This window comes from Shewanella sp. SG41-3, assembly GCF_014164545.1.
Lineage (GTDB): Bacteria > Pseudomonadota > Gammaproteobacteria > Enterobacterales > Shewanellaceae > Shewanella > Shewanella vesiculosa.
This window is the reverse complement of the sequence record NZ_JACJFJ010000001.1, coordinates 274,051-300,910: the sequence shown is the minus strand read 5'-3', so window position 1 is coordinate 300,910 and position 26,860 is coordinate 274,051. Positions and strand designations below refer to the sequence as shown.

Sequence of the window (26,860 nt, the reverse complement as noted above, 5' to 3'; positions counted from 1 at the left end):
ACTTCCTTAAGCAAAATTGCGTTGTTCGCCTTCACCTTCAATATTGGTCACACAGCGTTGACACAATGTTGGGTGAGATTCAATGGTGCCAACTTCTTCACGATAGTGCCAGCAACGCTCGCACTTCTCTGCCGAACTTTTGGCTACCACTAGCTTAAGTGAGCTTAATTCTGTTTCGATGGCGTCATCACCCGCTTGCGACATATCCGCCACGGCCGCTTTTGAAGTAATAAGAATAAAACGCAACTCATCACCCACCTTGGCGAGTTCAGCCGCTAAATCAGCATCAGCAAACAATGTAACTTCAGCTTCTAATGAACCACCAATACGCTTGTCACGACGCGCTTGCTCAAGCACTTTGTTAACTTCGTTACGGACAGTTAATAGTTTTTCCCAGTACTCATCACTTAAATCACTGTCAAGCGTTACCGCTTCTAGGCCTTGATACCATTCTTGAGTAAACACATACTTTTCACGCTTACCTGGTAGCTGCTGCCAAACTTCGTCGGCGGTAAAGCTTAAGATTGGCGTCATCCAACGAACCATAGCTTCGGCAATATGATAAAGCGCAGATTGACAACTACGACGAGCATGACCTTCTTGCTTCGCGGTGTACTGGCGATCTTTAATAATATCAAGATAAAAACTGCCTAGCTCAACAGAGCAGAACTGCATCAATTTTTGGGTCACTTGGTGGAAGTTGTATTGATCATACGCTTCGATAATTTCTTGTTGCAGTACCGCTGCACGGCGAACAACCCAACGATCTAATGCGACCATGTCTTCCGAGGCAATCATGTCTGTTTCTGGGTTAAAACCATTTAGATTCGCTAACAAGAAACGAGCTGTATTACGAATACGACGATATGCGTCAGCACTACGATTTAAAATTTCATCAGATACGGTCATTTCGCCACTGTAATCAGTCGCGGCAACCCATAAGCGTAAAATGTCAGCCCCAAGCTTATTGATCACTTGTAGTGGCGCTATCACGTTACCAACAGATTTTGACATCTTACGACCTTTACCATCAACGGTAAAACCATGAGTCAGCACTTGCTTATAAGGTGCTGTACCATTCATCGCCGTTGAAATCATCAATGATGACATAAACCAACCGCGATGCTGATCGCTCCCTTCTAAATACAAATCAACGTCATGACCATGAAACTCTGGGCGTGCAGCAACAACAGATGAGAATGATGAACCTGAGTCAAACCATACATCTAATGTGTCAGTCACTTTACGATACTGATCTGCTTCATCCCCGAGTAACTCACTGGCATCTAAATCCCACCAAGCTTGAATACCCTGTTGTTCAATGCGATGCGCGACACGTTCCATTAGTGAAACACTGTCTGGATGCAATTCATCGGTTTCACGGTGAACAAATAAGGTGATCGGTACGCCCCAAGTACGCTGACGAGAGATACACCAGTCGGGACGATTTTCAACCATTTTTTCGATACGGCTTTGACCCCAATCAGGGATCCACTTGGTTTGCTCAATTTCTTTTAATGCTTGCGAGCGTAAACCATGGTTATCCATAGAGATAAACCACTGTGGCGTAGCACGGAAAATAATCGGTGTTTTGTGGCGCCAGCAATGTGGATAACTATGACGATAAGCAACATGCAGCAATAACGCGCCTTTTTCTTCTAACAGCGCAACCACATTGGCGTTGGCTTTAAAGACATGCTGACCGGCAAAAAATTCAGTATCAGCTTTATAAACCCCATTATCGCCAACGGGGTTTGCCACTTCTAAACCGTATTTTTGACCAACAATAAAATCGTCCTGACCATGCCCTGGTGCGGTATGTACAATACCGGTACCCGCGTCAGTCGTAACGTGATCGCCTAAAATGGCTGGCACATCGAACGCATAAAATGGGTGGCTAAAACGCATTAACTCAAGCTCAGCGCCCTTTACTTCACCTAAAATGACGTGTGACTCTGCAGCGTAACGCTCAAGGCAAGACTCGACTAAAACTTGGGCCAAAATCAATGTGGTGGTTTTGCCGTCTTTAACAAATTCCACCAAGCTATAATCTAGCTCAGGGCTTAATGCTAACGCACGGTTAGCAGGAATCGTCCAAGGAGTTGTAGTCCAAATAGCCATGGCCACTGGTTTAGCATAATTTTCAACGCCAAATTTAGCTGCAACTGCTTGGCTATCAACTGCCACAAAAGCCACGTCGATGGCTGGCGATGTTTTATCTTCGTATTCAACTTCTGCTTCAGCTAGCGCTGAACCACAATCGGTACACCAATGCACAGGTTTGACACCTTTGTGCAAATGACCGCTATCAATTACTTTTGCCAATGAACGAACGATATTTGCTTCAGTTGAAAAATCCATTGTGAGATATGGGTTTTGCCAATCACCTAATACACCTAAACGAATGAAGTCATCACGCTGACCTTCAACTTGAATAGCGGCATATTTACGACATTCTTCACGAAACTCTGCCGCAGAAATTTTGACGCCAGGCTTACCGACTTTTTGCTCAACTTTTAGCTCAATGGGTAGTCCATGACAATCCCACCCAGGAATATAAGGCGCGTCAAAACCAGACATGGTTTTTGACTTAATAATGATGTCTTTAAGAATTTTGTTTACAGAGTGACCAATATGAATGCTGCCATTGGCGTATGGAGGGCCATCGTGCAGAATGAAAGGTTTACGGCCGATACGGCTTTCACGGATCTGTTGATACAGTCCATCTTGCGTCCAGCTATTTAACATTTCTGGCTCGCGATTTGCCAAATTACCGCGCATCGGAAACTCTGTTTCCGGCAAATTCAAAGTAAATTTATAGTCGCTCATTGATCCCATACCATTATTTAAAGCTGATTCATTTCAGCTAGCATCGTTGCTAAATAAAGCGCGAGCTTCATTTGCATCATTTAAAATCTGTTTTTTTAGCGCGTCCAATGACTCAAAAGGTTGTTCATCACGGATCTTTGCCACTAGTTCTACTTCCACTCGTTTACCGTATAAATCACCGGTAAAATCAAACAAATGGACTTCTAATCTGCAGGTTTGACCATTAACAGTGGGTCTGAAGCCCACATTAGCCACTCCATCATATATATCACTGCCATCCCAGTACAAACGAACGGCAAAGACGCCTCGAATCGGTACCACATGTCGCTTTAACGCGATGTTAGCGGTTGGAAAACCGATCGTACGGCCTAATTTTTGTCCGTGAGCAACCTTACCACTTAAAATGAAAGGATGGCCAAGTAAACGCCTTGCTTGCTCCAAGTTCCCTAACGCCAGTTGCTCTCTTACCGCAGTAGAGCTTACTCGCGACGAGCCAACAACAAAACTTTGGGTACTGACAACGGTAAAGCCAAATTTCTTACCCGCTGCAACAAGCATTTCGAAATTACCTAAACGACGTTTACCAAAGCAAAAATCATCACCAACAACCAAATATTTAACGCCAAGCTTATTAACTAATAACTCTTCAATAAAGGCTTCAGCAGGTTGATTAGCAAAAGCTTCAGTAAAATTGATACAAAGTAGTCGATCAATCTTCAGCTCGTCTAGTAACCTCATTTTATCACGAAGGAGACTAAGTCGAGCCGGTGCATCAGCACCTCGGAAGCGTTCTTGCGGTTGAGGCTCAAACGTCATTAACGTTGCGGGTAATTGAAAGTGATGCGCTTTACTCACCAAGCTACTGATCACTTGCGCATGGCCACGATGGACACCATCAAAATTCCCAATGGTCAAAACACAACCATGATGAGAAGGTAAAATATTGTGTATACCGCGGATTAATTCCATTACGCTCAATACTGCCTATTGCAAATCGGCAGATTATATACCCAAACCAATGTCAGATGCGAGTTTCAACCTGAGATTATTACAGCCGATTTAGGATATTCTGCCGATACTCGCCCTGCCATTCGAATAGGATAATTTATCTCTGACGTTTAATTTTCCAAGGTCGAACACCCAACACAAGCAAACTCAACAGATAAATAACTGCGCCGCCAACAATAAGCTCAATTAACATAAACATCCGCTCAAAAGTGTGCCATTCAAGCCATATGCTTTGTTGTGGCATAAAATACACAAGTGCAATAGTCATCAATGCTGTAGAAATGATCACTTTAAATGAAAAAAACAAGGTTTGTCGGCTCATTTGATAAACGCCCGCCTTATGCAAACCCCTGTATAACAAGCCAGCATTCAACAACGCAGACATTGATGTCGCAATAGCTAACCCCACATAACCAAATGGAATCGCAAAAATAAGGTTAAAGGCCATATTACTCACCATGGCAATGATGCCATATTTAACCGGTGTTTTAGTATCTTGGCGCGAATAGTATCCCGGCGCTAACACTTTAATCATCATAAAACTTAATAAACCACAACCGTATGCAACCAAGCTGTACGATGCCATTTCAACGTCATTAACGCTAAATGCACCTCGCATAAACAGCACCATTAACATGGGTTTAGCCAGAACGATTAATCCTAACATAGCCGGAGTCCCCAGTAGCAAAATGGCTTTAACCCCCCAATCCATAGTGTGATTAAAGCCACTGCCTTCGGCATTCACATGTTTTTGTGACAGTGCAGGGAGAATAACAGTCGCGATCGCAATACCAAATAAGCCTAAAGGAAACTCCAATAGTCGATCGGCGTAGTAGAGCCAACTTATCGACCCTGTCATCAAAAAACTGGCAATAAAAGTGTCAAACAATAAATTGATTTGTGATACCGACACCCCGAATAATGCAGGGATCATCAAAGTTCTGATTTTCACTACGCCAGGATGATTCCATCCCCATGAAGGTTTAACGAGCGCTTTCTCACGGATCAAAAATGGGATTTGGAACAAAAATTGAATAAGGCCGCCAAAAAATACCCCCCAAGCTAAGCCAATCTCAGGATTTTCTAACGTATGTGCATACCATAAAGCCACGGTAATGATGGCCACATTTAAGAAGACCGGCGTAAACGCTGACACAGCAAAGCGTCCGCGAGTATTGAGAATTGAGCCCGCTAATGCAGTGAAGGTAATAAACCATAAATACGGGAAGGTAATTTTTAACATCACTGAAGCAAGTTCAAACTTTTCAGCATTAGGGCCATCATTTAGCCAATCGACAAACCAGCCACCGCCAAAAAGTGCTGCAAGCACTGGTGAACACACAACGCCAACTAAGGTTACAATCGTAACCAGTACCCCTAAGGTACCTGCAACCTTACTTAACAACTCACGAGTATCTTCTGGAGTCATTTTTTCCTGATACTCAGTCAGTACCGGCACGAACGCCTGTGCAAAAGCACCTTCAGCAAATAAACGTCTTAAAAAATTAGGGATTTTATTAGCAAAAAAGAACACATCAGCACTACTACCGGCTCCCATAAGATTCGCAATAACCACATCACGGACCAAGCCTAATACTCGAGAAATCAATGTCATAACACTAACTATTAGACCTGATTTAAATAATTTTTTGCTCAAACAGCCCCCTGAAACGTGGTTACTTCTAAGAAATTAATGGGATTTATAACAAATATTCTATTCTAACCCTGTCACACAGACCAAAGAGCTGGTAGAATTGCGCCACATATTACACGAGTTGGGTTGAAGTTTGGCATGCTAGGTTGGATTAATTTATCTTTATGATGATTATTCAGCTGTAGTCGTTGACAAGGCGACAAAAAGCAGGCATATTCCTCGGCCTTAAAAGTATCAAATCCAGTTTTTAGGAGTTGCACCTTGGCTAATAGCAAGTCTGCAAAGAAGCGCGCGCTTCAGTCTGAAAAGCGTCGCCAGCATAACGCTAGCCGTCGCTCTATGTTACGTACATACGTTAAAAAAGTCATCGCTGCTATCAAAAGTGGTGACCATAAAGCGGCTACAGAAGCATTCGCTACTGCACAACCAATTGTTGACCGTATGGCGACTAAAGGTCTTATTCACAAGAATAAAGCCGCTCGTCAGAAGGCACGCTTAAACGCAAAGATCAAAGCTATTGCAGCTTAGTTTTTTGTGGTTTAAGTTTCCAAAAACCGGCTTAGGCCGGTTTTTTTATATCTACATTTTACCCGCTTGTTTTTCCTTATGATAATTTAACACTCCTCAATTAATACAATCGCTCACCATGAGTATCCGCAGCCTCTTTAACACTTATCTAAAAATAACCACTCATTGTTTAGCGGTAAATTGATTTACTCATTTCTAACAGATCTAACAGACACATAGACCTAAGCGCTCTCAAAAAAAATGATATACAGGCTCATTGAACGGATAACAGATGGTAAATAGCAACGCTAAATACTGCAAAGATATTGAATTATTGGAGTACGAGATAATTGATTTGATCTCATTGATAACGATAATCAATGGTAGTAATCATCATGCTATAGAATATAAGGCTTGTAAGAAAAGGCAGTATTCGATTGATGTTAAAGAGTAAAGCATCATACTAGTAGCAAAAACTAAACGTCTTAACTAAGACATCAATAAATAAGATGTGCCCGTTAAGACGTTTGCGGAGTCAGTTTAATAACAATACATATTATTTAATACTTGAATTAACTCTTTTACCTCGTCACTTTTTAACGAATAAAAAACGGTTTGCGCCTCTTTCCTAGTACAGACTAATTTGTCTTTACGAAGCCATGCCAAATGTTGAGATAAAGCTGATTGACTTAACCCCAACTTCTTATTCATTTCACCAACACACATTTCACCTTCATTAAGAAGATGACACAAAATAAACAGTCTACGTTCATTTGCTAATGCTTTTAGCAATACGACCGCATGATCTGCTTGCTGTTGCATTTTATCTATATCCATCACGCGCTCTTCTCCTTCATCTAACCCCGCACTAATATAGCGTTCCCTTACAAATAGAGTCGGGACATAAAGCACACTTTTTGGTAGATTGTTGTAAAAAATGAGACTTAGCTAAAATAATCAAAGGAAACTCATGAAAAACTATCAAAGAGCAACACTCGTCGGAGCCATATTTACCACTCTACTCGGGTGTCAAACCCCCGTATCCACTAAAATGAGTGATGCCAGTTTAGTTATCAATAATTCAGATGATGCCAAAATCAGTCAACAATTGGCTAAGCAAGCTTTATCATCACGTTTAAGTTATGACATTGTTGAATCGCTTACCGTAGAAGTAGGTCCAAGATTAGCGGGTACAGACAAAGACATCATGGCCGTTGATTGGGCGATGGAAAAACTGTGGTCGCTCGGATTTGATAAAGTATATAAAGAATCGGTTCAAGTTCCCGCTTGGTCTAGAGGCAGCGCACACGCGAGTATCGTAGCGCCTTATGAGCAACCTTTAGTCGTGACAGCCTTAGGTGGCAGTGTTGCAACCCCAGTTAACGGAATTCAAGCACAGATTGTACGCTTTGACAGTTTAGAAGAGTTATCCAATGCATCGCCGGGGCGCATTGAAGGCAAAATAGTGTTTATTGACCGTAAAACTGAACGCCACATTACTGGTAAAGGTTATGGCGAGGCTGTTGGTGGCCGCTCTCGAGGAGCCATTGTTGCGGCCCAAAAAGGAGCCTTAGCAATTGTTATCCGTTCCATTGGCACAGATCATGACAGAATGGCACACACAGGAATGATGCGTTACGAAGAAGGAACGCCTAAAATTCCTGCCGCAGCAATGTCTAACCCTGATGCAGATTTGATTAATGCCATGTTAAAGCGTAATCCTAACATCACCCTATCACTGAATATGACCTCAGAAAATTTAGGTATTGCGACATCTTATAATGTTATAGCCGAAGTCACTGGAAGCAGTAAACCAGATGAAATCGTTCTTATCGGTGCTCATCTTGATTCGTGGGATGAAGGCACAGGTGCAATTGATGATGGTGCGGGTGTGGCGATTGTTACCACCGCAGCTAAACTCATTCAAGACTTACCGCAAAAACCTGCACGTACTATTCGAGTGGTATTATACGCAGCTGAAGAAGTGGGTTTAGTTGGTGGTAAAGCCTATGCAGCGCAACATGCTGATGAGTTAGGCAAGCATTATATTGCGGCGGAATCTGATTTTGGTGCAGGACCTATTTATAAAATTGATTTTAATGTTAACCCCGCCACATTCGAGCAAGTGAAACAACAACACTCTGCCATAACACTTAATGGGGTTGAGCTTGGCAATAATAACGCTTCAGGCGGACCGGATGTGTCGATGCTACCCGCATTAGGTGTACCGGTTGCTTCATTGAACCAAGATGGCACAGACTACTTTGATTATCACCACACGCCGAATGATACATTAGATAAAATTGATCCTAAGAAACTGGCACAAAGTGCAGCAGCTTATGTCCAATTTGCCTACATGATGGCACAATCGGAAATTGATTTAAGACCTGTTACCGAGCAAAAAGACCAACACTAGCGAGTTGTAGCGCTATTAAGTTCAATTGAGCTCAGAATTTGATGACTAAAAAGCCCTTGTTTAAGGGCTTTTTTATTGGCTAAGGCTATGGACTTAAAGTTTTACTTTTGTTCGGCGCGTAAAAATACAGGCTCTGTGGGAGTCGACTGCGCTTCGCTGTAGTAATAGCCTTCAAGATCAAACTCAGTTAATTGCTTAACAGAAGTGGGATTAGTATCAATAATATAGCGCGCCATCAAACCACGAGCTTTTTTGGCATAAAAACTAATCACTTTAAATTGGCCCTTTTTGCAGTCTTTAAACACAGGGGTAATTAGCTGACCTTGAAGTTGTTTTACTTTGACAGACTTAAAGTACTCATTAGAGGCTAAGTTAACAATGATATCATCGCCCTGCTCTTTCAATGCTTGATTAACAGCTTCTGTAATCGTTTCTCCCCAGAAAGCATACAAGTTATTACCTTCAGGGTTTGCCAGTTTAGTGCCCATTTCTAAGCGATACGGTTGGATTAAATCTAGTGGTTTAAGTAAGCCATACAAACCAGATAAAATACGTAAATGTTTTTGACTAGAAGCCATTTGTGACTCAGATAAATTATCTGCATCAAAGCCTGTATACACATCTCCTCTAAAGGCAAAAATGGCCTGCTTAGCATTATCTAAGGTAAACGGTGGCTGCCAATCAGCAAACCGAGCGGCATTCAGCCCTGCTATTTTATCACTCACCTTCATCAAGCTGGCAATATCCATGGGAGTTAATTCACGGCAAACATCAATCAACGCTTGGCTTTGTTTTAAAAAGCGCGGCTGAGTATGGGTATTAGAAATAGGTGAATGTTCGAAATCTAATGTTTTCGCAGGTGAAACTAAAACCAACATAAGTAAGCTCCGGATAAAATCATAACGTCATCATACTGAACTGATATAAAAAAACCATGCCGCATTAGCATGGTTTTTTCGATTGAGCTATTCGAGTAAACACTCTATACCCGAGTTTATTTCTTTATAGGCTCTGAAGAATTAGGCCAAATTTTTTCTTCTAATTGATCGGCTAACTCTGGAAATTTACTGGTATCAAATACTGGATCGATACCCGCATCAATCTGTTCCCGATAGTCGTTAATAACTCGAATCGCTAGGCCAGACAACAACAATAAGGCCACAATATTAACAATAGCCATTAATCCCATTGATACATCGGCTAAATCCCATACTAGACTGATTTTAGCCAGTGAACCGAACATCACCATACCTAAAACAACTACGCGAAATATAGGCAAAGCTTTTTTACTATTACCAGACAGGAACATGACATTAGTTTCTGCGTAAGAATAGTTCGCAATAATAGACGTAAAGCAGAAAAGTAAAATGGCAAAGGCAATAAATGCTCCCCCCCAATCACCCACATGGCTGGTAAGTGCACTAATCGTTTTCGCAATGCCATCTGAGCTAGATGCTGCATCACCAGACAATAAAATAATTGCAGCCGTTGCAGTACAAATAACAATAGTATCGACAAATACACCCATCATTTGCACAAAACCTTGCGATGCAGGGTGATTAGGATTTGGAGATGCGCTGGCAGCCACGTTTGCTGCACTTCCCATACCGGCTTCGTTTGAAAATAATCCTCGAGCAATACCGGCTTGCATTGCTTGAGCAACACTATAAGCAACACCACCAGCAGCGGCTTCTTGCCAACCAAATGCACTGTTAATAACTAACATGAATATGTCAGGTAACTTCTCAATATTCATCCCAACAACAACAAATGCTATAGCAATATAAGCAATCGCCATGACAGGTACAATGAGCTCAGATGCTTTAGCAACTTTTTTAAGGCCACCTACAATGACAAACGCACTGCAGATAACAATACCAATACCGATATATAGTGGTTCAAAACCAAAAACTTGAGTCATTGCACCTGTTATGGTATTGGCTTGAACAGCATTAAATACAAGACCAAATGCTAAAATTAGGAAGATAGAAAAAACCACGCCCATCCAACGCTGACCAAGGCCTTTCTCCATATAATAAGCTGGACCGCCACGGTATTGACCATCACCATCTTTGACTTTATAAACCTGAGCAAGAGTCGACTCTATCATCGCAGTAGCCATACCCAATACTGCTATAGCCCACATCCAAAACACGGCACCTGGCCCTGCTGTTCCAATTGCAACCGCGACACCAGCCATATTACCAGCTCCGACACGTGCAGCCATACTGGTACAAAAAACTTGAAATGATGATAAGCCATGCTTACCTGGACGGCGGCTTATCGCGAGTACTTTAATACCGTGCACAAAATGGGTAATTTGAATAAAACCAAGACGAATAGTAAAAAATAACCCTGCTCCCACCAACCCATAAACCAATAATTTGCCCCAAAGCAAGCTATTCATGAAATTAACAATCGTCTCTAACATTGCCATATTGTCTAATCTTCCCCGTTATAAGGTTATTTTTCTGTATCAGGCCATTGCACTGAATATAAAACACATAAGGCACAGACCAAGCACGTCATGTGCAAGCTGCTATGTGTAAAACGGTAATACTAATAAAAGTACCTATATAAAGTCGCCATTATAAAAGGTTATGGTCGTGGATTAATAGGTATTGATCACTCAGGACTACGAATGCTAAAGCTACGTTACCTAGCATACACATCGATTAAGTAAATGAAACGTTGCAATAACATCAACAAAACAAAAATTAACAAGTGATCTCAGTCACACTTTATCATTTCTACTATTAATGCTCTATGTTTAAAAAGCATTTGAATCGTTATTAAATTTCAAGTAATTAGCGACAAATCAACAATAAATGCGATCGAAACCAAACCTCATTACTCAGAAATTAGATAAAGGCCACATTATTGTAACTAAATTACAGATACAGTGTTCTCAAAGAAGGTTAAATAAGTTTTTCACTTTTAATAGAGGTCACTATGACTAACCCAAATGAAATCATCGCGCTAAAAAAATACGTAAGAGCAACGAACTTCCTTGCGACATCGCAGATTTATCTGAAACAAAACGTACTTTTTAAGCGTCCGTTACAACATACAGATATCAAACCTCGTCTACTCGGTCACTGGGGAACATGTCCTGGTATTAACTTTGTCTACGCGAACGTTAACCGTCTTATTGTTAAGCATAAGCGTGAATTCATTTACCTTGTTGGTCCTGGCCACGGTTTCCCAGCTGTGCAAGCTAACTTATTTGTTGAAGGTTCACTTAGTCATTTCTATCCTGAGACCATTCCATTCACAGAAACAGGTATCGAAGATATCTGTAAAAAATTCTCAGCAGCCTACGGCTATCCATCACATGCAAACCCAGAAGCTCCTGGCCAAATATTAGAAGGTGGTGAGCTTGGTTATTCACTTTCTGTCGCTTGGGGCTCTGTATTAGATAACCCAAATCTTATTGCCGCTTGTTTGATCGGTGACGGTGAAGCGGAAACCGGCCCATTAGCAGCATCTTGGTATGCTAACCGTTTAGTCTCTCCTGAGCATAACGGTGCAGTTCTACCAATCGTCCATATTAACGGTTATAAGATCTCAGGTCCAACCCGTATGGGCCGCATGAGCCATGAAGAACTGGATCTCGAATTCCGTGGCCTTGGTTATCACCCCATCATAGTTGATGATGAAATGGAAACGGACATCTTTGAACAAATGACAGCGGCAATGGACTTGTCTTATGAGATGATCACGGACATTCAACGTCGCGCTCGTTCTGGTGAAGACGTTGTAAAACCTCGTTGGCCAGTTATTTTAATGAGAACAGCTAAAGGCTGGACGGGTACAGCTGAATATGATGGCAAAAAATTAGCCGGTAACTGTGAATCTCATCAAGTGATTGTCAGCAACTGTGCTAAAGATAAAGGCCATTTAGAAGCACTCAATACATGGTTAGCCAGCTATAAGTTTGATGAGCTAGTACAAACGACTGAAAGCGGCGAACTGATATTTGATAAAGACATCATGTCATTAATGCCACCAAAGGATTTATGCTGTGGTCGCCAACGTTTAAGTTATGGCGGTGAAGTGGTTCGCGCTTTAACGAATCCAGATTTAAGCAAACTGGGTTATGGTGCTGAAACACCTCGTGGCCATCGTGGTTTTTCAATGTTAAAAATGGGAGAATGGATGCGTGATGCATTCAAACTGAACCGCGATCAACGCAATCTGCGTATTTTCAGTCCAGATGAAACTTATTCAAATCAGTTACAAGCTGTATTTGAAGAAACAGATCGTTCATGGCAATGGCCTATAGAAAGCTGGGACCAAGATATGTCGCGCGATGGCCGCGTGATTGAGTTGTTATCTGAAAACTTGTTATTTGGTATGTTACATGGCTACACAGTAACCGGCCGTCACGGTATGTTCCCTACTTATGAATCTTTTTCTCAGGTAGTGTCATCAATGGCTGACCAATACTGTAAATATGTCCATGCCAGCCAAGGGATCCATTTCCGTAAGCCAATTCCAGCATGTAACGTAGTATTGTCATCGTTATTAGAACGTCAAGATCACAACGGTTACTCTCATCAGAACCCATCATTCCTAGGCGCAATGTTAGAGAAGCACCCAGAAATTATCTCTGCTTACTTGCCAGCAGATGCAAACAGCACCTTGGTATATACCGAAAAAGCTTATGCTGACAGAGACAAACTGAATATTATTGTTGCAGGTAAAAAATCTTTACCTCAATGGTTATCTTTAGCTGAAGCTCGTCAACAAGCTAAAGATGGCATGATGGTATGGGATTTCGCCTCAGATACCAATCCTGATGTGGTATTAGCTGGTTGTGGTGATTATGCAACTCAAGAATGTATGGCTTCTTTAGTTCTCATTCGTGAAATACTACCAAGAGTACGTATCCGTTTTGTCAGCGTGTCAGAACTTCACAGTAGCGGTTTAGGCAGCCTTGAATTTCAAAGCAAACCTTGGATGATGGATGAAGTATTTACCCAAGATAAAGGTGTGGTATTTAATTACCATGGTTATCCAAATACCATCAAGAAATTGGTCTTTGATTATAAAGGTAACCGTCGTTTCCGTATTAAAGGTTATGAAGAAGAAGGTTCAACGACGACACCATTTGATATGGGAGTGCGTAACGGTACATCTCGCTATCACTTAGTGATCGATATGGCTTACAAATTATTCCAGCAAGGTGTGATTGATGAAACACAACATGTGACCATCACCACAGATATGTTGCAACGATTAGTTGACCATAAGAACTACATCAAAGCCAATGGTGTGGATCCAGAAGAAATCGAAAACTGGGTATGGACTCGTTAAACTAACTTATTATTAGACCAAAAATACGCCTTCTGGGCGTATTTTTATTTTCACCCCCCAAATATGCTCATTAGAGGCATAAAAAGCAAAAACATTAAAAATCAGTACTATATTCACAATTACTCCCCAATCAATGCCAAAATAAAACAATCACACTTAGCTTATGATTTTACTTACTTTTTCTATGTCGCTTCAATTTTATTTCACTGGTATTTTACCGACCATTACCAAAAATTAATCTTTTTTACTATGGAAAAACATCTAATTACCACCCATACTTGCGCCGCTGACTAAAATACAAAGGAACACCACATTAAGCGTCAGCAATGCATGAAGATAACAACTCCGTTACATGCATATTTGGTGGAGTAAAATAACAATGGACTATAAAAATATGATGAAGAACACATTAAAAGTAGTATTACTCACATCTATGTTGCCTTTCGCTGCATCAGCTGCTCAAGAATTAACACCTTGGTACGTTGGTGGTGGTTTAGGCGTCAATAACTATGAACCAAACTGTGACCAAAAAACCATGAAAGTGTGTGGTGAAGATGACCCATATGCTTGGGATGTATTTGGTGGTTATTTATTTAACGAATATGTCGGAATTGAATTAGGTTATCGTGACCTTGGCCGCGCTGAATGGACTGATTATTCAAACAAACGTAATGATGTTGGTGTTCGTGGTATGTCATTAGGTTTTGTTGGTTTTTACCCATTAGCTGACAAGTGGAGTTTATCTGCTGAAGCCGGTGCATTAAACTACTTAATCTCCAACAAAAAAGAGTACAACACTGAATATTACAGTGATAGCGGTATTGCACCATATTTAGGTGCTGGTGTTGGTTATAACTTTACTGATAACCTAAAGTTACAAGCTAAATACCGTCGTTATGAAAACCTTGACGAAGAAAAGTGGAATACACTTTCAATGGAAAGTAACTACTGGGGTCTTGAGCTAAGTTATCGTTTTGGTACTAGCGCTCCTGCTGCAGTTGTTGCTCCAGTAGTGGCTCCAATTGTTGCTGTAACACCTGGTGATGCTGACAAAGATGGTGTTAAAGATAACATGGACAAATGTCCAAATACTCCTTTAACACACAAAGTTGATGCTACAGGTTGTACTGTTTATGAAAACATCACCACTAAGCATGACTTAGGTGGTATTTTGTTTGCTAATGACTCAGCAGAGATCCGTGCAGGCTCATTTGCTGATTTAGAAAAACTAGCAGATTTCATGAACAAATACCCACAACATACTGTATCTATCGGAGGCCATGCGTCTAACGTAGGTAAAGCAGAATACAACATGAAGCTTTCTGAGCGTCGTGCTGTAGCGGTTGCAAATGCACTGAACACAAAGTATGGCATTAGCAAAAGCAGAATCAATGCTGTTGGTTACGGTATCACTCAACCTGTTATGCAAGGTAGCTCAGCTGAAGCTAACCGTGTTAACCGTCGTATCGAAGCTATCGTGACGGGTACCGAAAAACGCGCAGTATTACGTTAATTGTAATATTGATACGCTATACTTTAAAAGTCGCTGCTTGCAGCGGCTTTTTTATTTTAAGAACAACCTAATAAGCCTTACAACAGTGGCTGACACTGACATTCAGGTAATAGAATTGGAACTCTGCACCGTATAAACTAACCAATTCTGTCTATTTAACGACAATAATGGCTTTAAATAAGCGAAAATAACGGAAAATTTGGTAATTTTTTTACAAATAAAGTTGGAATAATCCCTAAAATCGCTTCTAATAAAGGCATTGATCTATTTTCATTGCTTATCGAGAGGAAATTTCCATGGCCAATGCACTCGCGCAACTCAAATCATTCACTACCATCGTTGCTGATACTGGCGACATAGAGGCAATTAAGCGTTATCAGCCTGAAGATGCCACAACTAACCCGTCGCTAATCTTGAAAGCCTCACAAATCCCTGAATACGCTTTTCTTATCGAAAATGCAATTGAATGGGCAAAAACCCAAAGCCAAAATGTTGAACAACAGATCGAAGATGCTGGTGATAAACTGGCTGTCAATATTGGTGTTGAAATTTTAAAGCTAGTACCAGGCCGTATCTCAACGGAAGTCGATGCACGCTTATCATTTGACAAACAAGGCTCAATTGACAAAGCGCACAAGCTAATCAAATTATACCAAGACGCTGGTATAGACAAATCGCGTATTCTGATAAAACTAGCTTCAACTTGGGAAGGTATTTGCGCTGCAAAAGAACTTGAACAAGAAGGGATAAACTGCAATCTAACATTACTATTTAGCTTTGCTCAAGCAAGAGCTTGTGCCGAAGCTGGCGTATACTTGATTTCACCTTTTGTTGGTCGAATCTTAGATTGGTATAAAAAAGATACAGGTCAAGATTACACCGCACAAACCGATCCTGGTGTAGTCTCTGTTACTGAGATATATAACTACTACAAGCAGCACGGCTATAACACTGTTGTAATGGGTGCCAGTTTCAGAAATATCGGTGAAATTATTGAGCTTGCTGGTTGTGATCGTCTAACAATTGGCCCAGCGTTACTAGAAGAGTTAGCGAATACTGATATTGAAATCAGCGAAAAGTTAGTGGCAACTGCAGCAACACATTCGGCTCCAGCAGCACTCACTGAAGCACAGTTCCGCTGGGCATTTAATGAAGATCCAATGGCTGTGGATAAATTAGCTGAAGGAATTCGTAACTTTGCCATCGATCAAGGCAAACTAGAAGTTATGCTAAAGACAAAATTAAGCTAGTTGGAGGCTTTACTCGTGACTACACTGACTCAAAGCACGACTTGGAAAGCGCTACAAACGCATTCAAGTCAACTACCTCACATGCGCGAATTATTTGCCCAAAACCCACAACGTTTTGAACAAATGAGCGTTGCGGCTTGTGGTCTGTTTTTAGATTATTCTAAAAACCGTGTGAACGATGAAACACTTAAGCTGCTATTCTCTCTCGCTAAAGAAGCAAAACTGAGTGATAAAATTACCGCGATGTTTAATGGTGATGTGATTAACAACACTGAACAACGCTCGGTATTACATACTGCACTGCGCAGTAAATCAACTCAAACTATCATGGCTGAAGGGGCGAACATCGTTCCTGAAATACAACAAACATTAGCTAAAATGGCTAAATTTGTTGGCTCTGTTCAATCTGGGGAGTGGAAAGGTTATACAGGTAAAGCGATTACTGACATTGTGAGTATTGGTATTGGAGGTTCATTCCTTGGCCCCAAAATTGTATCACAAGCGCTAAGACCCTATTGGCAAGAAGGACTTAACTGTCATTTTGTTGCCAATGTTGATGCGACCTCTATTTGTGAAAAGCTAAAAAATCTCAACGCTGAAACAACCTTGTTTGTGATGTCATCGAAATCATTCAGTACCCAAGAGACACTCACTAATACTCTGAGCGCCAAAGACTGGTTTTTAGCCCAAGGTGCAGGCCAACAAGATGTCGCTAAGCACTTTGTTGCCGTGACATCAAATGTGACTAAAGCAACAGAGTTTGGTATGGACGCTAGCAACATATTCCCAATGTGGGACTGGGTTGGCGGCCGCTACTCTTTATGGTCAGCGATTGGTTTACCTATTGCGCTACTTATTAGCATGGATAACTTTAAAGCCTTGCTGGATGGCGCACATCAAATGGATGAGCATTTTTCCAATACACCTGTCGAACAAAATATGCCAGTGATCATGGCAATGCTATCGGTGTTGTATGGCAACTTCCATGGTGCTCAAGCACACGTCATTTTGACTTATGATCATTATCTACGGGGTCTGCCTGCTTATTTCCAGCAATTAGATATGGAAAGTAATGGAAAATCAGTCACCTTAGACGGTAGTGATGTTGATTACAGCACGGGTCCTGTTATTTGGGGGGGTGAAGGTACTAATGGACAACATGCTTACCACCAGTTGCTGCATCAAGGAACATCACTGATCCCTGCGGACTTTATCATGCCACTTCAGAGCCATAATCCGTTAGGTGAGCATCATGACCAACTTGCATCAAACTGCTTTGGACAAACTCAAGCGTTAATGCAAGGCCGAACTTATGATGAAGCACTAGCAGAACTGAGTAATAGCCCATTAGACGCGGCTCAAATACCGCTTATTGCTAAACATAAGGTCATGTCAGGTAACAAACCCAGTAATACTTTATTAATGAATAAACTGACGCCAACGACCTTAGGCGCGTTGATTGCGCTATATGAACATAAAACATTTGTTCAAGGTGCAATATGGCAAATCAACTCATTTGATCAATGGGGAGTGGAGCTCGGCAAGCAGCTAGGTAATGATGTATTGGAGCGTATTGGTGCGAAAGAAGAGGCAACACAATTAGACTCATCAAGTAATGCGTTGATCAACCTTTATCGTCAGGGAAAGCTTTAACGCCTGAGGCAAATTAACGCTCGCCCACAAAGCCTTTGTATCAAAACACCCTCAATAGTCTTGAGGGTGTTTTTTTATGTTCAGGATATGTATTTATTGATCATTTATTAACATCGTTAATCACTAGCTAAAAACATCAATATGAAGCATAAAAAAACAGCTGACATGTAACACTAATGAAACACAAGTGTTGCATCCTATAGCTGTTATATGATATTTATCTGCAGAGACATCATAATAAAAGGGAGGTTACCATGGATCGATTAGACTATGGTGGTGCGCTAGACGAAGTTGTTGAAAGACCAAGCCGCTCAAAAAGTTCGCCTAAAAAACGCAAATGGCGTGAGATTGAAGCCATTAAGGATAAACAGCGTTTGCTTAGGGAACTGCAAGATATTGATGATTCATTCGATTTTGATGTTAACACACTAGTGCTTTAATTGGGTTATATCACCATTAAAGCCTAACGATAAAATCAATTAAAAGAGCGCTTAATGCGCTCTTTTTGTTTAACAAAATCGTGTCAGATTAGACATTGATAACTTTCAATATCTCTTCATCAAAGTAAAACATTTTATTTATTGTCTGCATGCTCAATATAGGCACGTAAATCTTCAAAAACCGTTTTATTGCTGTCATTGAATAATGGGTCTTCAATTAAGCGTTTTTCACATAATACGGTGACTTTTTGCCAATCCTTTTCATCAAACACGTTAACAAAATTCGGAAACACATCCCGCTCTTCGTACTGCATATGCTTCTCTTGAAGTTCGATATATTCTTGCAGATCTTTAACAAGTTGATCTCGTGAAATCACCACATCAGATAAGATCATGTTCAGGCTATAAACTAACGCGCTAGATGCTTCAGCTAAACGGTGATGTTCATTATACAACTGGCCACTATTTGCCTGGCCGGTTTTATTACTATAGTAATCGAAAATAATGTCTTCCAAAGGATGATGGCTGTGTTCTGCATAACTCTGCATGTACTCAACAATATCTCTAACCAGATTAAAATTGACTCCTTGGCCATCTGCCAATCGAGTCAATTTATTGGAAAGAATATTCAACAAAATAGCAATATGCTTATGGTCGTGCATTAAACGTTGCAACATAGTCTTCTCCCGTAATCTATTTACCAAACGATAATGTTTAAATAATAGTCAAAAATGCACTATTTACTAATCTACACTGGTATAAAGCTTTTGGGGTATGATTAAGATCATATTATTGAAATATAAAAAAACACCTTGTAGCGATCTGATCGATATAAGGTGCTAGATATTGCAAAAAACTATTTTAATACTGCAAACATATGTGACTTAAGCTGTTCAAAGTCTGCTGGTAACTGCGCTGACAAGATATCTTTTTGTGCAACTGCAGCCAATTCAGGAGGCAAGGACAAATTAATCGATAACTCACGGTCAACCACATCCTTAAACTTAGCAGGATGGGCAGTACCAAGAAATATACCGGTTTCGTTACCCTCCAGACCTAGAGTTAATGCATGGGCTGCGATAGCGGCATGTGGCTCAGATTGATAACCAGCCTGATATAACTGAAGCAATGCGGCACGAGTATCAAACTCTGAAAGTGCAACACCAGTAACCAATGATAGCGGCCACCCCATCTGCGCGCAAATAGCCTCAACACGAGGCCAGTTACTCGGTTCAGACACATCCATAGCATTTGACATGGTTGCCACTGTTTTATGCGGCTGCCATTCTCCGTCGACAAGGTAACGCGGTACAGTATCATTACTGTTAGTGGCGGCAATAAAGCGTTTAATGGGGAGGCCCATGGCTTTAGCAAATAAACCTGCAGTTAAATTACCAAAGTTACCACTGGGTACAGACAATACAATATCATCTTGTCCAGCTTGCTTGGCTTGCGCTACCGCTTCGAAGTAATAACAGATCTGGGCTAACAAACGGCTAATATTAATTGAGTTCGCCGAATTTAAGGCTAAATCTTCGCGAATATTACTGTCATCAAATGCTTGTTTTACAAGATGCTGACACGCATCAAAGTCAGAGGTTACCGCCACAGTATGGATATTTTGGCCTAAAGTAGTAAACATTTTTTCTTGCAGTTCACTGATTTTACCTTTGGGATACAACACCATCACGTTGACGTTATCTAAACCGTAAAATGCATCCGCTACTGCGGCACCAGTATCACCGGATGTCGCCGTTAAAATAGTCAGTTTTTTGTTTTCAGCAAGTAAGCCGATGCATTGCGCCATAAATCGAGCACCAAAATCTTTGAATGCTAAGGTTGGGCCATGAAAAAGCTCTAAACAAGCACGCTTGTCGTCCACCATAACGAGTGGCACATCAAAGGTAAATGCGTTATCAACCAGTGTATCTACACTGTCCTGCCCCAACTCATCGGCTAACCATGCACCCAACACTTTTTTACTGCGCTCAGCAAAAGGTAACGCCAATAATGCATCCATATCGGCTAACACCGGAATCGATGTCGGGAAAAATAATCCTCTGTCTTTACCTAAGCCAAGCTGGACGGCTTGACTGAAGTTTACTACCTGCGATGGGTGTTTTAAGTTATATAATTCCATTGCGACTGCCTTTTAAATTTCAATATAAATAATGCGAAAAATTAAACGTTACACGCAGCGCGTGCCGAGTTGATCTAATTTACAAATATGAGCAAAGCCACCTGGCTCAGAGATATAATGCTCCATTAACCAAACTTTGGCTTTTTCTGCAGTGGCTAAATCGTCAGTTACACTAAACAGTGTTGGACCACTGCCAGAGATACCTGTTGTGAGCATGCCTAAGTCAGTTAATGCTGCCCGAGCATCCGTATAACCTGGAATCGCCGCGGCACGATAAGGCTCAGCTAAAACATCTTTTAGCATTTCAATCGCTAGTGCTGCATCTTGCCGATAACTTGCGTGAACAAAAGCACTCAAGTATCGACCAAAATCAATCGCAACCGATTTATCATATTGTTGAGGTAGTAATGCGCGCATTTTGGCAGTCGATAACGAGATACCAGGATACGCGACCACCCAATACCAATTGTCAAAGCTCGGGATGGTTGCACATGCTTGCTTATCAGAGTTAAGCATCAATTGCATGCCTCCTAAATAGCAAGGTGCCACATTGTCGTAATGCACACTACCCGATATTTTACCTTCAAATTCGCCCATCAAAGCTAACAAAGCTTGCTGGTCAAACGGCAGTCCAAAATGTTCATTTAGAGCATATAATGCGGCAACAACAGAGCTTGCACTTGAGCCTAAGCCACTGCCTACAGGAAGGTTTTTTTCTAGGCAGATAGTTACTCCATCATGTCTTTGTAATTTATCTAAAAAGAACTCCGCACATTGATAAACGATATTGTCTTTGCCGTCAGCGGGTAGCTTATGCGCCCATTCACCCACCTGACTATAACTGATGCCACTAACCGCACTACTAATCATTACCCTATCACCCAGTAACGATCCATCGATTGGCGCTAAGGCTGCACCAAGCAAATCAAATCCCACCCCCACGTTGCCCATTGATGCTGGCGCATAAACCGTAAGCGTGTCTTGGCTTACCTTTAACGTTTGCTTCATAACCCAACCTCACGAGTCCAATTTAGGGTTCTTAGCACGTCTGCAAAGGCGCCAGCTGCTGTCACTTCAGTTCCTGCACCATAACCTCTTAACACGAACGGGATCGGCTGATAATAACGGCTATAAAATGCTAGGGCATTCTCGCCACCTTTAACACTATAAAGCGGATTAGTTGCATCCACTTCAATAATTCTGACATGGCATTGGCCTTCATCGATTTGGCCAACATAACGCAGTACTTTACCTTCGGCTTTTGCTGCTGCGACTCGGGCTGATATTTCTGCATCTAATGAAGGCAGATTAGCCATAAATTGATTTACATCACCAGAGTCATCAAAACCTACAGGCAATACCGACTCGACATGAATGTCCTCAAGCTCTAAAGGTAGACCGACTTCACGGGCTAAAATTAATACCTTACGCGCAACGTCCATACCGCTGAGATCATCGCGAGGATCGGGTTCAGTAAAACACTTATCACGAGCAATGGCTGTTGCTTGCGATAAGCTCATACCTTCATCTAACATACCAAAGATATACGATAACGACCCAGATAAAATACCGTTAAATTTATGTAGTTTATCTCCCGCGTACATGAGCTTTTTCAGGTTATCGATGACAGGTAAACCAGCACCAACCGTGGTTTCATATAAAAATTGACGGCGCTGAGTTAACGCTGTTTTACGCAGCTCTTGATAGTAAGCATAATCACGAGTATTAGACTTTTTATTGGGTGTCACGACATGGAAGCCGGCATTCATGACATCAAGATAACGATCTGACACTAACTCGCTCGAAGTACAATCAACCAACACAGGGTTAAGCAATTGTTGTTCTTGACCCCACTGCAGCAACTTAGCTAAATCATATGGTTGACCTTTTTCGGCCAATAATGATTGCCATTCATTAAGATCAAAACCTTCACTGTTTAATATCATCTGACGAGAGTTAGCAATGCCACAAACACGAATGCTAATGTGCTGATCTTTTAGCATCGAGCCTTGTTGCTTAATTTGTTCTAATAAACCCGCCCCCACATTACCGCTGCCAACTAAAAATACATCGAGATACTGCTGTACATCAAAAAAGGCTTGATGACATGCGCCAATGGCATGTTTAGTTTTCTTCTGTTGGATAACCGTTGAAATAGAACGCTCTGATGAACCTTGCGCAATAGCAACAATATTGACACTGGCTTTAGCTAACGCAGTAAAAAACTTAGCCGCGACTCCCTTGTGGGTTTTCATGCCATCGCCGATCAGAGACACAATCGACAGGTCATGACGTAACTCTATTGGTTCAAGTAATTCACTCTTAATTTCTAGTTCAAACTCTTGCTCTAATGCCCATTTCGCTTTATTGGCATCTGAAGTGGCTACACAGAAACTGATACTGTACTCAGATGAGCTTTGAGTAATTAGAGATACTGAAATACCACTGCGAGAAATAACCGCTAATGTTCGGCTTGCCATACCAACCATGCCTTTCATACCAGGACCAGAAACATTAAACATGGTTTGGTTATCAAGGTTTGAAATCGCTTTAACTTGTAAACCAGTTTTATCATCGTCATTAGACACTAACGTGCCAGGGGCTGATGGATTAAAACTGTTTTTGATATAACAAGGGATATGATACTGAGCAATCGGTGCAATAGTTTTAGGGTGCAACACTTTGGCACCAAAATAAGATAATTCCATCGCCTCTTGATAGCTTAATTGTGATAATAATTTTGCATCAGCAACTACTCGTGGGTCAGTATTATAAACCCCATCAACGTCAGTCCAAATCTCACAACTTGAGGCATCTAAACAGGCCGCCAGCACAGCAGCGGAGTAATCAGAACCATTACGACCTAATGTCACCACTTTGCCATGAGCATCTGCAGCAGTAAAACCAGGCATAACCCATACGCGACATTGTTCAAGCTTAAGTAAAGCAAAGCGTAGTTTACTGACTGCGATATCAACCACAGACTCCAACGGCTGTCCGTGAGCTAAAAATAGCGCAACAGGATCAAGTTGTGCTGAAGTGATGCCTTTTGCCAACATCACTTGCTCCATTAATGCCGCCGACAATCGTTCACCTGTGACTACGATTTCAGCGCGAACACTATCAGGGCATTCACCTAGTAATTTAATCCCATACAGTTTGTCTTGCCAAACTTGCATTTGTACGGCTAGTTTTTCAACCAGCAACTGATGCTGAGAAGACGTGATCAGTGATGCTGCGGCATCTGAAAAGAGTCCACTATAGACTGAACTAATATGGTCTAGTACTGGCTGGTAATCTTGCTGATTAACGGCAATATCGACCATTTCTAAAAGCGCATTGGTCACAGTGGCAGGAGCAGAAAGTACAGTCGCAACAGATTCCGTTAATGCAGTATCAGCAATAATGTCTGCCGCCATAGAAAAACGAGGCCAATTCGCCAGTGATGTTCCACCAAATTTCATTACTTTCATGTCAATCTCCATGTCACTAATAGAGTGACAACATTAAATTAAAACCAAATGATTAGAATTAAAACAAAAAAGCCCGCTTCAGATGTTAGAAGCGGGCTTGTTGTACAAATCTTTTAGGGTGTAATCAGCCCGCCCCCACTATGGTAATAGTGGTGGTTGTAATGGTAGTAATTACAACGAGCATGAGGGTAAACATTTGATGATTCTCTTTTTATAATAAATGTTAACTGCTGATAATTATTGAATCAGATTCAACAATCTGATTTTCCTTGGCTAACAGAATCACTTTTTTTACCTAAGGTTGTCAACCCCTGCTTACAGTTTATTTACAAGTTATTTTTTAGGCTAAGTTGATTTTCTGAGTAAAGAGGTTTCATAACGTTACAAGTCACCACTGGTAACGATAATCAATAGCGATTTTCCACCTTAACGTAAACGTCAACAGAAAAGACAAAAACAATAAAACATAATAAATACAGTACTATATAATTAACAAAATGATTAAATCCCTGATAGTCGACTGTCGATAGAGATACCAGAAAAGTAAACGAGAAGCCTTTGCAACGCTATGACAAACATACTGATTTATTTTCAGGATTCAGGTAATTAAACCTGCAGCATAAGACAAAATACAAAAAGCTGTGATTGAATAAGCAAAAACTGATGTTAGCCATCGCAGCTTGATAGCAAAATACGCTATCATGCACACATCACAATTGGAGGCGATATGAAAATTACAAAACATGCGGCGGTCACTATTCATTACCGCTTATCTGATGAGCAAGGTTTATTAGTTGAAAGTTCATTTGAAAGTGAGCCTATGGTTTACTTACATGGTACTGAAAATTTAATTCCTGGACTTGAATCAGTTTTAGAAGGTAAAACTGTCGGTGAAACTATCGAGGCGAAAATCCCTGCTGAACAGGCTTATGGCGAATATCATCCTGGCTTAAAGCAAGAAGTTCCTGTCAGTGCATTTGGTGATGTCGAAGACATTGTTCCGGGTATGCGTTTTATCGCTGAAACTGAAATGGGCCAACGCCCAGTTCAAGTGATTGAAGTCAAAGACGATGTTATTGTTGTTGATGGAAATCATCCATTAGCAGGTCAGTCACTGCATTTTAGTGTTGAAGTCATTGCAGTAAGAGAAGCGACAGCTGAAGAACTTTCTCATGGTCATATCCATGCTGAAGGCGGTTGTGGCAGCCATGAGCACGGACATGACCACGATCATGAATCATGTGGTTCAGAAAAACCTGGCTGTGATGGTAATGGCGGTTGCGGCTGTCGTTAATTCGTCACGCATAAATTATTTGATCAATAGACCTTATCTGGTGTTATGTTTAAAGTCTATTTGTCAGTAGAAAGATTGAAAAACCTCAAGGCATTGTCTATTAACTAGTCAGTGCCTTTTTATTTAGGTTACACTAACTAGATTACTAGCATTAATTTACTCGCATCAATTAGTTAGATTTATTGCGACTCCCTTTATGGATTATTTGGAGTGCGATCCTAACTAGTTGACAATAAATATAATAATTAATACGTAGCGACGGAGTGCTTATGTTAATTAAACCGCTATACGAATTATTACCTTTCTCTTACATGGTTATAGGCTGTGTCAGTATTTTTTTGCTTGAACCCAACTATGCCCTGATTGCCTCTGTTGTTGTGTATTTGTATGGTGCACATATCTATAACTTGAGGTCCAAAAACCGTCGCACTGATGCTAAACGTAAGAGAAAATCAGGCTTAATCCCTGAAACACTCTATGGATTGATGCCATTTATCTATGTGTTAACCGCTGTGAGCCTTTATCGCTTTTACCCTAGAGACTCCAGCACACTGTTTGCGTTGTGTTTAATCACTTATGGTGTTTACCTAATCTTGAGACGCTCAAGCTATCGTCACCACAGACTCCCGAGAAGCATCAGTCAATAAGCTGTATTGGTAAATACTGGATAAAATAGAACAGCTCAATTGGGGCGAGAAATTAGTTATCTCGTTATAATCTGAGCTAAGCACATTCAAGATAATGAAAGCTATTCGAATACCAATGAGCTGTGATCCTCCCCCAACTAGGCACAGTAAATTAATGAGACTATTTATTTGTGCTGGTCAATTTGGTAATTCTAAAATTAATGATATGAATAACCATTGAACAGCAATGCTATCTGTTATCGATAACAAAAAAGCTCTGATAATATGATTAATAAAGAATATTTCTATCAAAATAAACTAGTCTAAAATTAATTTTTTGACTGAATCTCTTTGTTTTACGGACATATTTTTCAAATAATTTGAACAACGCGTAATGGTTGCAATACTGACCTGATGCTCTGCTGCGATTTGTCTTTGACTTAATTTCCCCGCCAATAAGGTTTGAAATACCTGTAAACGCCCAGAAACAGCGCTGCGCTCTTCTTCCGTTAATAATAATTGAAACAACACAGATAAATCATCTTCGTTAGCATGAGTTAAAATTTTTTCTACCACTAAATTCCAATTGGCACGCATTGTATTTCTCTTTATAGTAATGCCTAGACATTACAAGTGTATCAAGGAACTACGCAAATTAGCAAAACAGCCGTTGATAAACATGTAATAAAACATATCGCAAAATGATAATAAAATTGTGTAGAATAAAGACTAATACAC

At 40.8% G+C, this 26,860-nt stretch carries 20 protein-coding genes; 9 read left to right on the top strand and 11 right to left on the bottom strand.

The window, feature by feature from the left end; genetic code table 11:
• Nucleotides 1–6 precede the first annotated feature (6 nt).
• The 3 genes from ileS to murJ all read right to left on the bottom strand — a co-directional run bounded on the left by ileS (nt 7) and on the right by murJ (nt 5,494).
• The gene (ileS, locus tag H5164_RS01350; protein ID WP_182754391.1) at nt 7–2,829 is read right to left on the bottom strand and encodes an isoleucine--tRNA ligase; all 2,823 of its coding nucleotides are present in this window, start codon (nt 2,827–2,829) and stop codon (nt 7–9) included.
• 33 nt (nt 2,830–2,862) lie between these two features.
• Entirely contained in the window at nt 2,863–3,798 is a 936-nt protein-coding gene (gene ribF / locus H5164_RS01345) for a bifunctional riboflavin kinase/FAD synthetase (protein WP_182754388.1), read from the bottom strand.
• Nucleotides 3,799–3,934: 136 nt separating this feature from the next.
• On the bottom strand, nt 3,935–5,494 hold the full coding sequence (gene murJ / locus H5164_RS01340) for a murein biosynthesis integral membrane protein MurJ (RefSeq protein ID WP_124017145.1): 1,560 nt from the start codon (nt 5,492–5,494) through the stop codon (nt 3,935–3,937).
• Nucleotides 5,495–5,752: 258 nt separating this feature from the next.
• Here murJ and rpsT point away from each other — a divergent pair, with 258 nt between their 5' ends.
• Nucleotides 5,753–6,019, top strand: a complete 267-nt coding sequence (gene rpsT, locus H5164_RS01335; RefSeq protein WP_124017144.1) for a 30S ribosomal protein S20 — start codon at nt 5,753–5,755, stop codon at nt 6,017–6,019.
• Between the two features lie 519 nt (nt 6,020–6,538).
• Here rpsT and H5164_RS01330 read toward each other — a convergent pair.
• Nucleotides 6,539–6,835, bottom strand: coding sequence for a metalloregulator ArsR/SmtB family transcription factor (locus tag H5164_RS01330; RefSeq protein WP_124017143.1), 297 nt, complete (start codon nt 6,833–6,835; stop codon nt 6,539–6,541).
• A gap of 133 nt (nt 6,836–6,968) precedes the next feature.
• Here H5164_RS01330 and H5164_RS01325 point away from each other — a divergent pair, with 133 nt between their 5' ends.
• Complete coding sequence (locus tag H5164_RS01325; protein WP_182754386.1) at nt 6,969–8,414, top strand: M28 family metallopeptidase; 1,446 nt, start codon at nt 6,969–6,971, stop codon at nt 8,412–8,414.
• A 101-nt stretch (nt 8,415–8,515) separates the two neighbouring features.
• Here H5164_RS01325 and yaaA read toward each other — a convergent pair whose 3' ends face one another.
• Both yaaA and H5164_RS01315 read right to left on the bottom strand, forming a co-directional pair.
• Entirely contained in the window at nt 8,516–9,292 is a 777-nt protein-coding gene (gene yaaA / locus H5164_RS01320; protein ID WP_182698340.1) for a peroxide stress protein YaaA, read from the bottom strand.
• A 116-nt stretch (nt 9,293–9,408) separates the two neighbouring features.
• The gene (locus tag H5164_RS01315; protein WP_124017221.1) at nt 9,409–10,845 is read right to left on the bottom strand and encodes a sodium:alanine symporter family protein; all 1,437 of its coding nucleotides are present in this window, start codon (nt 10,843–10,845) and stop codon (nt 9,409–9,411) included.
• Between the two features lie 521 nt (nt 10,846–11,366).
• On the opposite strand from H5164_RS01315, the gene H5164_RS01310 reads away from it, so the two are divergent.
• From H5164_RS01310 to H5164_RS01290, 5 genes are all read left to right on the top strand, one after another.
• Nucleotides 11,367–13,733 carry a phosphoketolase family protein gene (locus H5164_RS01310; protein WP_124017140.1) on the top strand — a complete coding sequence of 789 codons (2,367 nt, stop codon included), beginning with the start codon at nt 11,367–11,369 and terminating at the stop codon, nt 13,731–13,733.
• Between the two features lie 394 nt (nt 13,734–14,127).
• On the top strand, nt 14,128–15,246 hold the full coding sequence (locus H5164_RS01305) for an OmpA family protein (protein WP_165870136.1): 1,119 nt from the start codon (nt 14,128–14,130) through the stop codon (nt 15,244–15,246).
• Nucleotides 15,247–15,542: 296 nt separating this feature from the next.
• Nucleotides 15,543–16,496: a transaldolase gene (gene tal / locus H5164_RS01300; protein ID WP_124017138.1), complete on the top strand. Its 954-nt coding sequence runs from the start codon at nt 15,543–15,545 to the stop codon at nt 16,494–16,496.
• Nucleotides 16,497–16,511: 15 nt separating this feature from the next.
• Nucleotides 16,512–18,149, top strand: a complete 1,638-nt coding sequence (gene pgi / locus H5164_RS01295; protein ID WP_182754383.1) for a glucose-6-phosphate isomerase — start codon at nt 16,512–16,514, stop codon at nt 18,147–18,149.
• A gap of 254 nt (nt 18,150–18,403) precedes the next feature.
• The gene (locus H5164_RS01290) at nt 18,404–18,589 is read left to right on the top strand and encodes a DUF3545 family protein (protein ID WP_124017136.1); all 186 of its coding nucleotides are present in this window, start codon (nt 18,404–18,406) and stop codon (nt 18,587–18,589) included.
• A gap of 134 nt (nt 18,590–18,723) precedes the next feature.
• Here H5164_RS01290 and H5164_RS01285 read toward each other — a convergent pair whose 3' ends face one another.
• The 4 genes from H5164_RS01285 to thrA all read right to left on the bottom strand — a co-directional run bounded on the left by H5164_RS01285 (nt 18,724) and on the right by thrA (nt 24,202).
• On the bottom strand, nt 18,724–19,266 hold the full coding sequence (locus tag H5164_RS01285) for a hemerythrin domain-containing protein (RefSeq protein WP_124017135.1): 543 nt from the start codon (nt 19,264–19,266) through the stop codon (nt 18,724–18,726).
• 179 nt (nt 19,267–19,445) lie between these two features.
• Entirely contained in the window at nt 19,446–20,729 is a 1,284-nt protein-coding gene (thrC, locus tag H5164_RS01280; RefSeq protein ID WP_182754380.1) for a threonine synthase, read from the bottom strand.
• Nucleotides 20,730–20,777: 48 nt separating this feature from the next.
• The gene (gene thrB / locus H5164_RS01275; protein ID WP_182754377.1) at nt 20,778–21,737 is read right to left on the bottom strand and encodes a homoserine kinase; all 960 of its coding nucleotides are present in this window, start codon (nt 21,735–21,737) and stop codon (nt 20,778–20,780) included.
• Nucleotides 21,734–24,202: a bifunctional aspartate kinase/homoserine dehydrogenase I gene (gene thrA / locus H5164_RS01270; protein ID WP_182754374.1), complete on the bottom strand. Its 2,469-nt coding sequence runs from the start codon at nt 24,200–24,202 to the stop codon at nt 21,734–21,736. The genes thrB and thrA overlap by 4 nt, the downstream gene beginning before the upstream one ends.
• 727 nt (nt 24,203–24,929) lie before the next feature.
• On the opposite strand from thrA, the gene slyD reads away from it, so the two are divergent.
• Nucleotides 24,930–25,496, top strand: coding sequence for a peptidylprolyl isomerase (gene slyD / locus H5164_RS01265; RefSeq protein WP_124017131.1), 567 nt, complete (start codon nt 24,930–24,932; stop codon nt 25,494–25,496).
• A 269-nt stretch (nt 25,497–25,765) separates the two neighbouring features.
• Nucleotides 25,766–26,143: a hypothetical protein gene (locus H5164_RS01260; protein ID WP_124017130.1), complete on the top strand. Its 378-nt coding sequence runs from the start codon at nt 25,766–25,768 to the stop codon at nt 26,141–26,143.
• Nucleotides 26,144–26,440: 297 nt separating this feature from the next.
• Here H5164_RS01260 and trpR read toward each other — a convergent pair whose 3' ends face one another.
• Entirely contained in the window at nt 26,441–26,719 is a 279-nt protein-coding gene (trpR, locus tag H5164_RS01255) for a trp operon repressor (protein WP_124017129.1), read from the bottom strand.
• Between the last annotated feature and the right edge of the window lie 141 nt (nt 26,720–26,860).

Coding starts and splice junctions, on each gene's coding strand:
- ribF (WP_182754388.1), bottom strand. CDS start 3,798: ATGGAATTAATCCGCGGTATACACAATATTTTACCTTCTCATCATGGT.
- yaaA (WP_182698340.1), bottom strand. CDS start 9,292: ATGTTGGTTTTAGTTTCACCTGCGAAAACATTAGATTTCGAACATTCA.
- H5164_RS01325 (WP_182754386.1), top strand. CDS start 6,969: ATGAAAAACTATCAAAGAGCAACACTCGTCGGAGCCATATTTACCACT.
- H5164_RS01315 (WP_124017221.1), bottom strand. CDS start 10,845: ATGTTAGAGACGATTGTTAATTTCATGAATAGCTTGCTTTGGGGCAAA.
- H5164_RS01305 (WP_165870136.1), top strand. CDS start 14,128: ATGATGAAGAACACATTAAAAGTAGTATTACTCACATCTATGTTGCCT.
- thrA (WP_182754374.1), bottom strand. CDS start 24,202: ATGAAAGTAATGAAATTTGGTGGAACATCACTGGCGAATTGGCCTCGT.
- ileS (WP_182754391.1), bottom strand. CDS start 2,829: ATGAGCGACTATAAATTTACTTTGAATTTGCCGGAAACAGAGTTTCCG.
- thrC (WP_182754380.1), bottom strand. CDS start 20,729: ATGGAATTATATAACTTAAAACACCCATCGCAGGTAGTAAACTTCAGT.
- tal (WP_124017138.1), top strand. CDS start 15,543: ATGGCCAATGCACTCGCGCAACTCAAATCATTCACTACCATCGTTGCT.
- H5164_RS01290 (WP_124017136.1), top strand. CDS start 18,404: ATGGATCGATTAGACTATGGTGGTGCGCTAGACGAAGTTGTTGAAAGA.
- H5164_RS01330 (WP_124017143.1), bottom strand. CDS start 6,835: ATGGATATAGATAAAATGCAACAGCAAGCAGATCATGCGGTCGTATTG.
- H5164_RS01285 (WP_124017135.1), bottom strand. CDS start 19,266: ATGTTGCAACGTTTAATGCACGACCATAAGCATATTGCTATTTTGTTG.
- trpR (WP_124017129.1), bottom strand. CDS start 26,719: ATGCGTGCCAATTGGAATTTAGTGGTAGAAAAAATTTTAACTCATGCT.
- H5164_RS01310 (WP_124017140.1), top strand. CDS start 11,367: ATGACTAACCCAAATGAAATCATCGCGCTAAAAAAATACGTAAGAGCA.
- H5164_RS01260 (WP_124017130.1), top strand. CDS start 25,766: ATGTTAATTAAACCGCTATACGAATTATTACCTTTCTCTTACATGGTT.
- thrB (WP_182754377.1), bottom strand. CDS start 21,737: ATGAAGCAAACGTTAAAGGTAAGCCAAGACACGCTTACGGTTTATGCG.
- slyD (WP_124017131.1), top strand. CDS start 24,930: ATGAAAATTACAAAACATGCGGCGGTCACTATTCATTACCGCTTATCT.